Genomic DNA, 13883 nt, shown 5'->3' with positions numbered 1-13883 from the left:
TCGATAGGGGAAGAGCCTTCAAAGCTCTTCCCCTATTTTCGTATCTGGAGTCTGTACATGGAAAACCTGGATGCGCTGGTCTCCCAAGCCCTAGAGGCCGTGGAACGCGCTGAAGACATCAACGCCCTGGAACAGATCCGGGTTAATTATCTCGGCAAGAAGGGCGAGCTGACCCAGGTGATGAAGACCCTGGGCAACCTGCCAGCCGAAGAGCGGCCGAAAGTCGGCGCGCTGATCAACGACGCCAAAGAGCGCGTCACCGTTGTGCTCAATGCCCGCAAGGCCGCCTTTGAAGAAGCCGAGCTCAGCGCTCGCCTGGCAGCCGAATGCATTGACGTCACCCTGCCAGGCCGCGGCCAGGCCACCGGTGGCCTGCACCCGATCACCCGTACACTCGAGCGCATCGAGCAGTTCTTCACCCACATCGGCTACGGCATTGCCGAAGGCCCAGAGGTTGAAGACGATTACCACAACTTCGAAGCGCTCAACATCCCCGGCCACCACCCGGCCCGGGCGATGCACGACACCTTCTACTTCAATGCCAACATGCTGCTGCGTACCCACACCTCGCCGGTGCAGGTGCGGACCATGGAGTCCACCCAGCCGCCTATCCGCATTGTCTGCCCAGGCCGCGTATACCGCTGCGACTCGGATATCACCCACTCGCCGATGTTCCACCAGGTCGAAGGCCTGCTGATCGATCGCGACATCAACTTCGCCGACCTCAAGGGCACCATCGAAGAATTCCTGCGCGTGTTCTTCGAAAAAGAACTGGCGGTACGTTTCCGCCCATCGTTCTTCCCCTTCACCGAGCCGTCCGCCGAAGTCGACATCCAGTGCGTGATGTGTTCCGGCAACGGCTGCCGCGTGTGCAAGCAAACCGGCTGGCTGGAAGTGATGGGTTGCGGCATGGTGCACCCAAGCGTGCTGCGCATGTCTGGCATCGACCCTGAAGAGTTCCAGGGCTTCGCCTTCGGCATGGGCGCCGAGCGCCTGGCCATGCTGCGCTATGGCGTCAACGATTTGCGTCTGTTCTTCGACAACGACCTGCGGTTCTTAGCCCAATTCCGCTAGGCCAATCGACGCAACTTCTAGGAGAACAGCATGAAATTCAGTGAACAGTGGCTGCGCGGTTGGGTAAACCCGCAGGTCTCCCGTGACGAACTGGTCGCCCGCCTGTCCATGGCCGGCCTCGAAGTCGACAGCGTTACCCCCGCTGCCGGCCAGTTCAGCGGCATTGTCGTGGGCGAAATCCTCGCCACCGAACAACACCCGGACGCCGACAAGCTGCGCGTGTGCCAGGTAACCAACGGCCAGGAAACCTTCCAGGTCGTGTGCGGCGCGCCTAACGCCCGCCCAGGCATCAAGATTCCGTTCGCCATGATCGGCGCCGAGCTGTCTGGCGACTTCAAGATCAAAAAGGCCAAGCTGCGTGGCGTCGAGTCCTTCGGCATGCTGTGCTCGGCAGCCGAGCTGGAAATCAGCGAAGAGAACGACGGTCTGCTGGAACTGGCTGCCGACGCCCCGGTTGGCGAAAACATTCGCACCTACCTCAACCTGGACGACGCCAGCATCGAAATCGGCCTTACGCCGAACCGCGGTGACTGCCTGTCCATCGCCGGCCTGGCCCGCGACGTCAGCGCCCTGTACGACACCCCGGTCACCCGCCCGGTGGTGCCAGCCGTAGCGCCTGCACACGACGAAGTGCGCCCGGTGGAAGTCAGCGCCCCGGCTGCCTGCCCACGCTACCTGGGCCGCGTTATCCGTAACGTCGACCTCAGCAAGCCGACCCCCCTGTGGATGGTCGAACGCCTGCGCCGCAGCGACGTACGCAGCATCGACGCCGCTGTCGACATCACCAACTACGTGATGCTTGAACTCGGCCAGCCGATGCACGCCTTCGACCTGGCAGAAATCAACGGCGGCATCCGCGTACGCATGGCTGAAGAGGGCGAAAAACTCGTCCTGCTCGACGGCCAGGAAGTTGCCCTGCGCGCCGACACCCTGGTCATCGCCGACCACACCCGCGCCTTGGCCATCGCCGGCGTCATGGGTGGCGAGCACAGCGGTGTAAACACCGAAAAAACCCGCGACCTGTTCCTGGAAAGTGCCTTCTTCGAGCCGATTTCCGTTGCCGGTAAAGCCCGTTCCTACGGCCTGCACACCGATGCCTCGCACCGCTACGAGCGCGGCGTCGATTCGCAACTGGCCCGCGAAGCCATCGAGCGTGCCACCCAGCTGGTGCTGGACATCGTCGGCGGCGAAGCCGGCCCGGTAGTCGAAGCCGTCAGCGAACAGCACCTGCCTCAAGTGGCCCCGGTCATCCTGCGCGACGAACGCATCACCCAGATGCTCGGCATGCAAATGGACCCAGCCCAGGTCGAGCAACTGCTCAACGCCCTGGAGCTGACCACGACCAAGAGCGGGGAAGGGCAGTGGACCGTCAACGTCCCAAGCCACCGCTTCGACATCAGCCTGGAAGTGGACCTGATCGAAGAGCTGGCCCGCCTGTACGGTTACAACAACCTGCCGGTTCGTTACCCGCAAGCCCGCCTGGCCCCACAGGGCAAGCCGGAAACCCGCGGTGACCTGCCAACCCTGCGCCGCCTGCTGGTTGCCCGCGGCTACCAGGAAGCCATCACCTACAGCTTCATCGACCCGAAACTGTTCGAGCTGTTCAGCCCGGGCGTAGAGCCACTGCTGCTGGCCAACCCTATCTCCAGCGACATGGCCGCCATGCGCGCTTCGCTGTGGCCGGGCCTGGTCAAGGCACTGCAACACAACCTGAACCGCCAGCAAGACCGCGTACGCCTGTTCGAAAGCGGACTGCGCTTCGTCGGCCAACTCGGCGACCTGCAGCAGCAGCCAATGATTGCCGGCGTCATCACCGGCAGCCGCCTGCCAGAAGGCTGGGCCAACGGCCGCGACGGCGTCGACTTCTTCGACGTTAAAGCCGACGTGGAAGCCCTGCTGGGTTACTCCGGTGCCCTGAGCGACTTCACCTTCAGCGCCGGCAAACACCCAGCCCTGCACCCAGGCCAGACCGCCGCCATTGAGCGCGACGGCAAACTGGTCGGCTATCTCGGCGCCATCCACCCAGAGCTGGCCAAAGCCCTGGGCCTGGATCGCCCGGTGTTCCTGTTCGAGCTGGTGCTGGGCGACGTGGTCGAAGGCCGCCTGCCGAAATTCAGCGAGCTGTCCAAGTTCCCGGAAACCCGCCGCGACCTGGCCTTGATTGCAGGACGTGATGTTGCTTCTAGCGCGGTGCTTGAATTAATTCGTGACAATGCAGGCGAATGGCTCACAGACCTCAGGCTGTTTGATGTCTACCAAGGTAAAGGCATTGATCCTGATAGAAAAAGCCTTGCCGTCGGCTTGACCTGGCAGCATCCATCGCGCACTCTTAATGACGATGAGGTGAACACTACCCTGCAAAACATCCTCACCTCGCTTGAACAAAGGTTGAACACCACGTTAAGGAAATAACGGCATGGGTGCTCTGACGAAAGCTGAGATGGCCGAAAGGCTGTACGAGGAGCTGGGGCTTAACAAGCGTGAGGCCAAGGAGCTGGTCGAGCTGTTTTTCGAAGAAATTCGGCACGCACTTGAAGAGAACGAGCAGGTGAAGCTGTCCGGTTTCGGCAACTTCGACCTCCGCGACAAACGCCAGCGGCCGGGCCGCAACCCCAAGACCGGGGAAGAGATCCCGATCACCGCACGGCGCGTCGTCACCTTTCGTCCAGGGCAGAAGTTGAAGGCCCGGGTTGAGGCCTATGCTGGAACCAAGCCATAACGACGAACTGCCCCCCATACCGGGCAAGCGCTACTTCACCATTGGTGAAGTGAGCGAGTTGTGTGCCGTCAAGCCACACGTGCTGCGGTATTGGGAGCAGGAGTTCGACCAGCTTAACCCTGTGAAGCGGCGGGGGAACCGGCGGTATTACCAGCGGCAGGATGTGCTGATGATTCGCCAGATTCGTGCGCTGCTGTACGACCAGGGGTTCACCATTGGCGGGGCGCGGTTGCGGCTTTCCAGTGATGAGGCTAAAGATGAATCCAGCCAGTACAAGCAGCTGATTCGGCAGATGATTGTTGAATTGGAGGATGTATTGGTGGTGTTGAAGAAGTGAGCCTGGGCTTTTCTGATGAGTGGAAATTTTTTTGAGAAAAAGCTTCCATTTATCAAAAGGTTAGGGTAGATTCTTCATCGTTCTCAGAGGTTATGAGGATGTAGTCGGGGCGTAGCGCAGCCCGGTAGCGCACTTGCATGGGGTGCAAGGGGTCGAGTGTTCGAATCACTCCGTCCCGACCAAATACTCCAAGGACTTAGGCCATTTCCGAAAGGGGTGGCCTTTTTCCTTTGCGTGACTTTTGCGTGACTTCTCAGGTTTTTATGCCTGCCTTCTCTTCAGAATCGTCAGCACCGGCCCACGCGAGTCCGTCGCTGAAACTTTGTTTGCCGTCTCTATCAGCTGCCCCAGCTCCGCACCAGAATAGAATCGTGAACCCTGATGGACGCGATGCTGCCATGGCTGAGCGCGACAAGCGCTTGGACGAGCTCACAAGCAAGGCGGAGAGCGCCGCAACCAAAGCGTCGAAGGCGGCCACGACCGCCAACCAGGCCGCCGACAAGGCTAATGAGGCCCTCAATCGAGTGTCCCCGTTGCCGCTCCACAACTTCGAGATATCCGCACTCCATATAGTTTGCTCGTCTAACAATGGAGTTGTGATATGGAGGCCGAGGCTCTGGCGGTTATGGTTGAGCCAGACTGAGTGACTGTAAAGGTGCGCTCGTGTCCAAATCTGTCTTAGAATTCGCCGCTCTTCCATGTCAAAGGACTGAATTGTGGTGAGTCAAAACGCCATTACCTGCCCGCACTGTCAGGGTCAAAATGTGCAGCTTCTGTCTGCCATTCATGCCGCGGGTACCTCTCATATCCAAGCCACTCACGAAGCACACTCAGGTTTCGGGCCGCGTGTGAGTATTGGAACGACCGGACGTCAGCAAACCAACCTCGCTGCTAGTGTGGCCCCGCCTGGGGCCAAACGTCTGCTTGGTCCAGTTATCCTGGCTGGGGTAGGCACAATCATCCTATACGATGGCCTAAAACTGTCTTGGGAGGTGGATTGGACCAGATTTTTCATCGGCGGGACGTTCATCATCGTTGGTGTGATCGGGTTTGTGCGGCACTGTCGATACAACGTGAAGCAATATGATGAATATGAGGAGTGGCGCCGTACCTGGTTGTGCCACGCTTGTCACACGAGATTCCAGCCTTCCTAACTGATTGGTTCCCCTTTTTTTATAGCCCGCCCCGTGCGGGCTTTTTGTTGTCCGCTTGGAGCTGACCATGACGACCATCGCCTCCCTAGGCCTGCAGATCGACTCCGGTGATGCTGTCGAGGCCAAGGATAACTTCGATCAGTTGACGGACGCCGGCACGCTGCCGAGTCCGCCGACGAGCAACAGGCCAGGATCCTGGCTGTGGCCAAGGCCTCGCTGGAGGCCAGCCAGTATGTGCAGTCGCTGAACCGGGCGACTGAGCAGAGCGCCGAGGTCACCGCCCGGGCGAACGCAGTTCTGTCGGACAGTGCCTGCCGTCAGGCGTCCATCAACAGCCGGGCCCAGGCACTCATCGCCACGGAGGAACGCCAGGCGGAGGCGGCGAGGAAGTCCGCCGGCGCGCATCGGGACGAAGGCCAGACGCTGGAAGAGTTACTGGGCAAGATCGACCCGACCGTCGCGGCCATGAGCCGGCTGGCGCTTATCACTGCGAGCGTCACGTTGACGGGTTGTGTTGTTCAAAGCACCTACAGCAGGACAATTGCCGTCACCAAAGATGCTGAAGGCAAGGTGCTGCAGACCGTTGAAACCGAGACCGTGGTACAGCCTGCCCAAGGCTACCCGATGCGGCTACAGCTTATTAAAGGCATCCAGCCGAATTGATGCTTCCAGCCTGACTTATGCCCGCCGCGAGCGGGCTTTTTTGTACTTCGAGGAAACATGGCCAGACTCACCGAAGCCGAGGCCGGAGGCGCGAACGTGCTCCGGTTTTCTGTTCGGTGGAGGCCCTCTCCAAGGCTATGCCGACCACCCGGCACCGATGTATTCTCCAAGGTGCTCAAAGCTTGTTCCCCTCGAAAAAAGCCTTTGCCTGGCTCAGGATGAGCCTGGTGCGCCGGGTTGACATCAAGGCTGCAATGACCGTTACACGAATCACCCAAGCCGCTCTGATTGCCTTTGCTGTTCGTGTATTGCGGCCATGAAAGTTTGCATCGCCGAGGACAGTACCCGGTTGCGCCGAGTAATCAGCCCATAAGGCGGTAAGCGGGGCTCCAGCAGGATCGGCAGTATCGCCAGCAGATGGCGACCCGGGTAGTCATCGATCACCGAGCGTGGGGTAATGCCGATCATGTCGGTCTGCTGCAGCAACGCCAGTAAGGTCATGATCGAGGTGGTCTCGACGATGCTGCTGGGCAGGTCGATACGGGCGTTGTGAAAAGCCTGGTTGACGATGTTGCGCATTGGGCTTGGATGCGGCTGCAATACCCAGGTCATTTCTTGAAGTTCGGTCCAGGCGATCTTTTTCGCCTTGGCCAGGGGGTGCTGGGCGCCGGTGATCACACACAGGGCCTCTTCGCCCAGGCTGTCGAACTGCAGGTCTTCGGCGCGCGCATTGCTGGGGATACGGCCCAGCACCACATCGAGCTGGTCCTGCTGCAGGGCCTGCACCAGCACGTCGCTGGTGTCGACCTGCAGGCTCATCGACAAGCGCGGGTGGCTCTGCTTGAGCGTGGCGATGGTGCGCGTCAGCAACCCGGAGGCCAGGGCCGGAATGGCGCCGATGGTGACCCGGCCGAGGTTGCCTGACTCGAGGGCGACCATTTCCTCACGCATGCCGGACAGCTCGGCGAAGATCATCCGTGCGTAGTAGATCAGTGTCTCGCCAAACGGCGTGGCGCGCATGCCACGGGCCAGGCGCTCGAACAGTTCGACGCCGAGCAGGTCCTCGGCCTCGTGCAGCATCTTGGTCGCGGCCGGTTGAGTCATGCCGATCTCCTCGGCGGCACGGCGCAGCGAGCCGAGTTCGTCCAGGGCCAGCATCAGGCGCAGTTGCCGCAGGCGCAGGCGGCTGTGGATGATATTGGCGTCGGGGATGCGGGACATGGTCTGGCTCGTGGTCATGGAGGTCGCCAAGATTGACAAGAAATGCAAGAGGGCGCCAGCGATGGGGGCAGGCAACGCCCCCACCGCTGGCCGTTTTCAGGCGTTACGGCGTGCCAGGTGGCGGCCGACGCCGGCACGCAGCCCGGCGACTGCCCTGGCCAGCAACGGCCAGCACAGCATCAGCAGTGCCGCGCCGGTCAGGCTGCCGACCAGCGGGTTGGACCAGAAGATTGACAGTTCCCCGTCGGAAAACAGCATCGACTGGCGGAAGGCGTCCTCGGCCTTGTCGCCAAGCACCGCAGCCAGCACCAGTGGCGCGATCGGGTAACCGAGCTTCTTGAACAGATAGCCCAGGGCACCGAACACCAGCATCAGGCCCACGTCGGTCATCGAGTTGTGCACCGAGTAGGCGCCGATGGCGCAGACCATGATGATGATGGGCGCAATGATCGAGAAAGGGATGCGCAGGATCGAAGCGAACAGCGGCACGGTGGCCAGCACCACGATCAGGCTGACGACGTTGCCCAGGTACATGCTGGCGATCAGCCCCCAGACGAAATCGTGCTGCTCGACGAACAACGTCGGCCCTGGGTGCAAGCCCCAGATCATCAGGCCGCCGAGCATCACTGCCGCGGTTGCCGAGCCAGGGATACCCAGCGTCAGCATTGGCAGCAGGGCACTGGTGCCGGCGCTGTGGTCGGCGGTTTCCGGGGCAATCACACCTTCCACCTCGCCACTGCCGAAGCGCTCGCGGTGCCTGGAGAAGCGCCGCGCCAGGCTGTAGCTCATGAAGGACGCTGCGGTCGGGCCGCCGGGGGTGATGCCCATCCAGCAGCCGACCAAGGCGCTGCGCAGCCAGGTCAACCAATAGCGCGGCAGCTTGGCCCAGGTGCGCAGGATCACCATCGGCGTGATGCGTGCCCGTTCGCCACGGAACACCAGGCCTTCCTCGACCGTGCAGAGGATTTCGCCGATGCCGAACAGGCCTATGACCGCGACCTCGAAGCTCAGGCCAGACAGCAGCCAAGGTTGGTCGAAGGTCAGGCGCAACTCGCCAGACACCGTATCCATGCCGACCGTGGCCATGCCAAAGCCGATCATCATCGCCACCACGGTCTTCAGCGGCGGGTTCTTGCTCAGGCCGATGAAGGTGCAGAACGCCAGCAGGTAGACCGCGAAGAACTCCGGCGAACTGAACTCCATGGCAAAGCTGGCGATGCGCGTGGACAGGAAGGTCAGCAACAGCACGCCGACCAGGGCGCCGAGCAGCGCCGAGGTGAACGCGGCCGTCAGCGCTTCGCCGGCCTGGCCGTTGCGTGCCATTGGATAACCGTCGAAGGTGGTCGCCACCGAGGACGGCTCACCCGGGATATTGAACAGGATCGAAGTGATCGAACCGCCGAACAACGCCCCCCAGTACATGCACGACAACAGGATGATTGCAGACACCGGTTCCATGGTGAACGTCAGCGGCAGCAGCAGTGCCACGCCGTTCGGCGCGCCCAGCCCTGGCAGCACGCCGACCAGAATGCCCAGCAGCACGCCTACTACCATCAGCCCGAGGTGGTGTGCGGTGAGGATCAGGCTCATGCCCTGCATCAACGAATCGATTTCGCTCATGGCCGCAGCCCTCCCAGGTAGCTGGCCAGGTCACCCAGCACGCCGGCTTCCAGCGGCACCTTGAACCACACCGCGAAAATCAGGTAACTGGCCAGCGCCGCGCCGCAGGCCACCAGGGCGATGGTCAGGCGCCCATGGCTCTGGCCGGCCTTGCGCGCGCGCCACATGAACCAGGCGATGAACAATACCGAGGCCAGGTAGATACCGGCGAACGGCATGGCGGCGACATAGGCGGCGATCGGCAGAAACACCGCCAGCACCCGGCGGAACGCCTGGCGGCCAACGAACGCTTGCGTCATGGCTTGCCGGTGCAGCAGGGCTGGCAGCAGGTTGCCGAGGCTGGCGCAGGTCAGCAGCAGGCCGATGTAGAAGGGGAAGTAACCAGCCTCTGGGCCGGCATCGCCCCAACCGATGCCGATTGCCAGGCTGCCGTGCATGACGATGCCACCCAATGCGGCGGTGAACAGCGCCAGGCCAATCTCCACCCAGCGGGTGGTGATCAGCGGCTTGTCTGCGGTCATGTTCATGATGCTCTCCCTTGCGCCGGTCACTGGCGCAGCCAGCCGGCATCCTTGAACAGCGGGATGACCCGCGCACGGTCCTGCTCGATGTAACTCACCAGCGCCGGGCCCTCGAGGAAGGTCGGGGCCAGTGCCGAGCGCTCGACGTAAGCCTTGAACTCAGGGGTCTGGCTGACCTTGCGCAGCAGTTCGACGTAGAAAGCGCGTTGCGCGTCGTTGATGCCGCCCGGCAGGAACACCGTGCGCGGGAAGCGGTACTGGTCGATGCCCAGGCCCTGCTCATGGCAGGTAGGGATATCGGCCCAGGACTGTTCGGCGGTCACCTTCTCCTGGTAGATCATGCGTTCACGGCTGAACACGCACAGCGGCCGCACCTGGCCGCCGCGCCACTGGCTAAGGCTTTCGGCGGGGTTGTTGAGGTTGGCGGCGATGTGTTTGCCGGCCAGCTGGATCGAGGCTTCGCTGCCGCTCTTGAAGGGAATGTAGGTAAGTTTGTTGCCGACTTGTTTGCCGATCAGCAAGGCCAGGGTCTGGTCGACATCCTTGGACTGGCTGCCGCCAAAGCGCAGCTTGCTGGTGTTGTCGGCCAACGCGCCCTTGAGCGCGGCCGCGTCGGCCCAGGGGGCGTCCTGATAGGTCCAGAGGATGAAGTCGTCTTCGGCGACCGCCGCCACCGGAGTCAGGTCGGTCCACTGGTAACCGAGCTTGGCCACCAGCGGCAACAGGTAGACGTTGTTGGTGCCGATCACCAGCTTGTTCGCGTCGCCCCGAGCCAGTTTCATGTCGAGGAAGGCTTCGGCGCCGTTGCCGCCGCCTTTGTTGAGGACCACGGTGTTGACGTCCAGCAGGTGGTGCTGGCTGATCGCCGACTGGATCAGCCGCGCCAGCTGGTCGGTACCACCGCCGGGGCCACCGGCGACGAGGATCTCGACGTTCTTCTCGGGTTTCCAGGCCTCGGCGGCGGCGGGCAGGGCAGTGGCGCAGAACAGGCTGCAGCCGGCCAGGAACGACGACAGGTGACGCGCGTAGGCGTATCGCATGGGTGACCTCTTTGTTGTCTTTGTTATGGGTCAGCGGAGTGTGCGAAGGGCGGTGATAAGCGTCTACTCAAAATTGCCTATACATCGATAGCCCAGGGTTATGGCAGAGCGATAACCACAGGCAATGGCTGTATGAGCAGCTTTGATTAGACGGTTATCGTTGCCACGGCCCATAGTGGCCAGGCCGGAAAACACCCGAACACAACAATAACAACCAGAGGTACCTCCCATGGCTCAGGCACAAACCGCTGTGCTTAACGCCGGGCGCTCGGCCGACCAGGCCACTGCCCTGAAGGCCAGCAACGTCCGCTGGCGTATTTTCGCCATCATTTTCGCGCTCACGGTGATCAACCTGATCGACCGTGTTTCCCTGTCGATCGCCATGCCCACCATAGCCGCCGAGTTCGCCCTGACGCCGAGCATGCAGGGGCTGATCCTGAGCAGTTTCTTCTGGGCCTACGCCTTGCTGCAGATCCCGGGCGGCTGGCTGATCGATCGCTATGGCCCGCGTCGGGTGATCGGTTGGTCGACCGGCCTGTGGGGCACCTTCCAGACGCTGGCGGCTTTCACCACCGGGGGCCTGTCGCTGATGTTCGCCCGGGTGGCCCTGGGCGCTGCAGAGGCGCCACTGTTCCCGTCGGGCGGCAAGCTCAATTCGCTGTGGCTGGGTGCCAACGAGCGCAGCCGCGGGGCGGTGCTGATGGACTGCGGTGGCCCGCTCGGCGCTGCGCTGGGCGGGCTGATCATCGCCTACCTGATCGCCGTGCTCGGTTCCTGGCGCACCGCCTTTTTCGTCGCCGGCATCGCCACCCTGGCCATGGCCTGGCTGGCCTGGCACTACCTGCGCGACAACCCCGCCGAACATGCGGCGGTCAACCAGGCTGAGCTGGACACGATCAACCAGGGCCGCGCAGTGCCGCTGGCGGATGCCGCCCGGCAAACGGCCAAGGGCCTGGGCATCGCCGCGCGTTCGCTAACGGGCATCCTGCTCGGCCGCGCCAGCTGGGCCATGGTGTTCTTCGGCCTGCTGACCTGGGGGCCGAGCTACCTGGCGCATGCCCGCGGCTTCGATATCAAGGGCATCGGCGCTGCCACCTTCATCATCTTCCTGTGTGGAGCGCTGGGCTCGCTGGTCGGCGGTTTTCTGTGCGACCTGCTGATTCGCAAGGGCGTGCGCCGCGGCCTTGCCGCCAAGGGCCTGCTGACTTTGTCTGGCCTGGTTGCGCTGTGCGCCTTCCTGCTGTTGCCTGGCCTGAGCGATGCCTACGCTGCCGTCGCGCTGCTGTCACTGACCGCCTTCTTCCTGATGTGGGGCAGCCTGTACTGGAGCTTCCCGGCATTGCTCGCTGCACCGTCGCGAGTCGGCCTGATCGGCGGCGTGATGAACCTGGCGGGCAGCCTGGGCGGGATTGTCGTGCCGATCCTGGTGGGCGTGCTGTTGCAGCACTTGGGGGGCTACCCAGCAGTGCTCGGTTTCTTTGCCCTGTGCTCGGCACTGTTCATCGTCGGCACCCTGTTGATTTCGCTGGACAAGACCGAGGTGAACCATGGCTGAGCTGTACGACGGGCCGATCGTCGATGCCCACCATCATTTCTGGGACCCTGCCAACAACCCCCATCCGTGGCTGTCCGGCAGCGAGAACATCCCGTTCCGCTATGGGGACTACAGCGCCATCAAGCGCCGTTACTTCCCCCAGGACTATTTTGCCGATGCCGGCACGCATCGGGTGATCGAGACGGTGTATGTGGAAACCGAATGGGACCCACGCGACCCGATTGGCGAAACCCGCTTCATCCATACCCTGGCCGCGCGTTATGGCGCGCCAAACGCGGTGGTCGCCCAGGCCTGGCTGCACGCCCCTGATGCCGCCGACGTAATCGCCGCCCAGGCAGGTTTCGAGCGGGTGCGCAGCGTGCGCCACAAGCCGGGTGGGCCGACTCACCCCTCAGAAGCCGGCCGCTCGCGCAGCCTGATGAGCGATGAGCAATGGCGCCGGGGCTATGCCGAACTTGGCCGCCACGGTCTGCACTTCGACTTGCAGACCCCGTGGTGGAACCTCGACGAGGCGGCGCAGCTGGCCCGCGACTTTCCGGACACCTTGCTGATCCTCAATCACGCCGGGCTGCCTTCGGACCGCAGCGAGCAGGGCCTGGCCAATTGGCAGGCGGCCATGGCGCGCTTCGCCGAATGCACCAACGTCGCGGTGAAGATTTCCGGCATCGGCCTGCCTGGCACGCCGTGGCGCGCCGATGACAACGCCTGGATCGTGCATCAGGTGATCGAACTGTTCGGCAGCGAGCGGGCGATGTTCGCCAGCAACTTCCCGGTCGACGGCCTGTGCGGCAGCTTCGATGACATCTATGGCGGCTTCAAGCGCATCGTCGCCGACCTGCCGCGCACGTCCCAGGAACAGCTTTTCTACCGCAATGCACGGCGCATCTACCGCACCGTGCCCGACACCTTGCGCCACGCCCAGGTGTCGACCGACAAGAGGACCCCCGCATGAGCAACCAACCCCTCCCGCGCCTGGCCATGGTGCTGGGTGACCCGGCCGGTATCGGCCCCGAGCTGATCGCCCGCCTGCTGGCCGAGCCAGAGGTACGGGCGAAGGCGCACGTGGTACTGATTGCCGACGAACAGGAGCTGCGTCGGGGCATGCAGATTGCCGGGTGCGAATTCCCCTATCGGCGTATCGACGCGCTGGCTTCACTGGACTTCAGCGACGAAACGCCGCTGCTGTTTGACTATCGCGGTGACGCCCAGGGCGCCTTCCCGCGCAGCGAAGCCAGCGTGGTCGGCGGGCGCTACAGCCTGGACACGCTGGCGGTCGCGCTGGAGCTGACCCAGGCGGGCAAGACCGACGCCATTCTGTTCGGCCCGTTGAACAAGACCTCGCTGCACATGGCCGGGATGGGCCACAGCGATGAACTGCACTGGTTTGCCGAGCGCCTGGACTTCGCCGGGCCGTTCTGTGAATTCAACGTGCTCGATGCGCTGTGGACCTCGCGGGTCACTTCGCACGTGGCCCTGGCAGAGGTGCCGGGCCTGCTCAGCCAGCAGCGGGTGCTGGAGGCCATCGGCCTGATCGATACCGCGCTCAAGCGCAACGGCCTGCAGCGACCACGCATCGGTGTCTGCGGGCTGAACCCGCACAATGGCGACAACGGCAGCTTTGGCCGCGAGGAACTGGACATCATCGGCCCGGCCGTACAGCGGGCGGTGGAGCAGGGCATCGATGCCGATGGCCCGTACCCGGGCGACACCATCTTCCTCAAGGTGCAGGGTGACGCCCAGGCGTTCGATGCGGTGGTGACCATGTATCACGACCAAGGCCAGATCGCCATCAAGCTGATGGGCTTCTCCCGTGGCGTGACCGTGCAAGGCGGCCTGCCTATCCCCATCACCACCCCGGCCCACGGCACCGCCTTCGACATCGCAGGCCTCGGCAAGGCCAATGTCGGTGCCACCCGCCAGGCATTCGAAATCGCCTGCCGCATGGGGCGCAACGCCCGCTGAGTACTCGGCGGCTCCGT

General features: G+C 63.0%; 12 protein-coding genes and 1 tRNA gene. 9 read left to right on the top strand and 4 right to left on the bottom strand.

Annotated features, from left to right (window positions below; genetic code table 11):
* Window positions 1-57 precede the first annotated feature (57 nt).
* The 6 genes from pheS to ACQKPZ_RS06155 all read left to right on the top strand — a co-directional run bounded on the left by pheS (window position 58) and on the right by ACQKPZ_RS06155 (window position 5947).
* Window positions 58-1074, top strand: a complete 1017-nt coding sequence (gene pheS / locus ACQKPZ_RS06180) for a phenylalanine--tRNA ligase subunit alpha (protein WP_016487883.1) — start codon at window positions 58-60, stop codon at window positions 1072-1074.
* A gap of 30 nt (window positions 1075-1104) precedes the next feature.
* A complete protein-coding gene (gene pheT / locus ACQKPZ_RS06175; RefSeq protein WP_427536190.1) occupies window positions 1105-3486 on the top strand; it encodes a phenylalanine--tRNA ligase subunit beta in 2382 nt (793 codons plus the stop codon).
* 4 nt (window positions 3487-3490) lie between these two features.
* Window positions 3491-3793, top strand: coding sequence for an integration host factor subunit alpha (gene ihfA / locus ACQKPZ_RS06170; protein ID WP_003250679.1), 303 nt, complete (start codon window positions 3491-3493; stop codon window positions 3791-3793).
* Window positions 3774-4130 (top strand): MerR family transcriptional regulator, encoded by a 357-nt coding sequence (locus ACQKPZ_RS06165; RefSeq protein WP_003250681.1) that lies wholly within the window; start codon window positions 3774-3776, stop codon window positions 4128-4130. Before ihfA ends, ACQKPZ_RS06165 begins: the two co-directional genes overlap by 20 nt.
* A 105-nt stretch (window positions 4131-4235) precedes the next feature.
* Window positions 4236-4312 (top strand) — tRNA-Pro (locus tag ACQKPZ_RS06160).
* 1437 nt (window positions 4313-5749) lie between these two features.
* Complete coding sequence (locus ACQKPZ_RS06155; protein WP_427536373.1) at window positions 5750-5947, top strand: hypothetical protein; 198 nt, start codon at window positions 5750-5752, stop codon at window positions 5945-5947.
* 270 nt (window positions 5948-6217) lie between these two features.
* Here the strand turns inward: ACQKPZ_RS06155 and ACQKPZ_RS06150 are convergent, their stop codons facing one another.
* The 4 genes from ACQKPZ_RS06150 to ACQKPZ_RS06135 form a co-directional block, all read right to left on the bottom strand.
* Entirely contained in the window at window positions 6218-7168 is a 951-nt protein-coding gene (locus ACQKPZ_RS06150) for a LysR family transcriptional regulator (protein ID WP_391131611.1), read from the bottom strand.
* 96 nt (window positions 7169-7264) lie between these two features.
* Window positions 7265-8788, bottom strand: a complete 1524-nt coding sequence (locus ACQKPZ_RS06145) for a tripartite tricarboxylate transporter permease (protein WP_391131609.1) — start codon at window positions 8786-8788, stop codon at window positions 7265-7267.
* Window positions 8785-9315: a tripartite tricarboxylate transporter TctB family protein gene (locus tag ACQKPZ_RS06140; RefSeq protein ID WP_427536188.1), complete on the bottom strand. Its 531-nt coding sequence runs from the start codon at window positions 9313-9315 to the stop codon at window positions 8785-8787. Before ACQKPZ_RS06140 ends, ACQKPZ_RS06145 begins: the two co-directional genes overlap by 4 nt.
* Before the next feature lie 20 nt (window positions 9316-9335).
* Complete coding sequence (locus tag ACQKPZ_RS06135; RefSeq protein ID WP_427536186.1) at window positions 9336-10349, bottom strand: tripartite tricarboxylate transporter substrate binding protein; 1014 nt, start codon at window positions 10347-10349, stop codon at window positions 9336-9338.
* Window positions 10350-10578: 229 nt separating this feature from the next.
* On the opposite strand from ACQKPZ_RS06135, the gene ACQKPZ_RS06130 reads away from it, so the two are divergent.
* Genes ACQKPZ_RS06130 through ACQKPZ_RS06120 form a run of 3 tightly spaced genes read left to right on the top strand, consistent with a single transcriptional unit; the run spans window position 10579 to window position 13866 of the window.
* On the top strand, window positions 10579-11904 hold the full coding sequence (locus ACQKPZ_RS06130; RefSeq protein ID WP_427536184.1) for an MFS transporter: 1326 nt from the start codon (window positions 10579-10581) through the stop codon (window positions 11902-11904).
* A complete protein-coding gene (locus ACQKPZ_RS06125) occupies window positions 11897-12856 on the top strand; it encodes an amidohydrolase family protein (protein WP_427536182.1) in 960 nt (319 codons plus the stop codon). Before ACQKPZ_RS06130 ends, ACQKPZ_RS06125 begins: the two co-directional genes overlap by 8 nt.
* The gene (locus ACQKPZ_RS06120; RefSeq protein ID WP_427536180.1) at window positions 12853-13866 is read left to right on the top strand and encodes a 4-hydroxythreonine-4-phosphate dehydrogenase PdxA; all 1014 of its coding nucleotides are present in this window, start codon (window positions 12853-12855) and stop codon (window positions 13864-13866) included. The genes ACQKPZ_RS06125 and ACQKPZ_RS06120 overlap by 4 nt, the downstream gene beginning before the upstream one ends.
* Window positions 13867-13883 lie beyond the last annotated feature (17 nt).

It is taken from the genome of Pseudomonas sp. NPDC089547 (assembly GCF_050280665.1).
Lineage (GTDB): Bacteria > Pseudomonadota > Gammaproteobacteria > Pseudomonadales > Pseudomonadaceae > Aquipseudomonas.
This window is presented reverse-complemented; position numbering and strand designations above follow the sequence as displayed.

Coding starts and splice junctions, on each gene's coding strand:
- ihfA (WP_003250679.1), top strand. CDS start 3,491: ATGGGTGCTCTGACGAAAGCTGAGATGGCCGAAAGGCTGTACGAGGAG.
- ACQKPZ_RS06155 (WP_427536373.1), top strand. CDS start 5,750: ATGAGCCGGCTGGCGCTTATCACTGCGAGCGTCACGTTGACGGGTTGT.
- ACQKPZ_RS06165 (WP_003250681.1), top strand. CDS start 3,774: ATGCTGGAACCAAGCCATAACGACGAACTGCCCCCCATACCGGGCAAG.
- ACQKPZ_RS06140 (WP_427536188.1), bottom strand. CDS start 9,315: ATGAACATGACCGCAGACAAGCCGCTGATCACCACCCGCTGGGTGGAG.
- ACQKPZ_RS06145 (WP_391131609.1), bottom strand. CDS start 8,788: ATGAGCGAAATCGATTCGTTGATGCAGGGCATGAGCCTGATCCTCACC.
- ACQKPZ_RS06135 (WP_427536186.1), bottom strand. CDS start 10,349: ATGCGATACGCCTACGCGCGTCACCTGTCGTCGTTCCTGGCCGGCTGC.
- ACQKPZ_RS06150 (WP_391131611.1), bottom strand. CDS start 7,168: ATGTCCCGCATCCCCGACGCCAATATCATCCACAGCCGCCTGCGCCTG.
- ACQKPZ_RS06130 (WP_427536184.1), top strand. CDS start 10,579: ATGGCTCAGGCACAAACCGCTGTGCTTAACGCCGGGCGCTCGGCCGAC.
- ACQKPZ_RS06125 (WP_427536182.1), top strand. CDS start 11,897: ATGGCTGAGCTGTACGACGGGCCGATCGTCGATGCCCACCATCATTTC.
- pheS (WP_016487883.1), top strand. CDS start 58: ATGGAAAACCTGGATGCGCTGGTCTCCCAAGCCCTAGAGGCCGTGGAA.
- pheT (WP_427536190.1), top strand. CDS start 1,105: ATGAAATTCAGTGAACAGTGGCTGCGCGGTTGGGTAAACCCGCAGGTC.
- ACQKPZ_RS06120 (WP_427536180.1), top strand. CDS start 12,853: ATGAGCAACCAACCCCTCCCGCGCCTGGCCATGGTGCTGGGTGACCCG.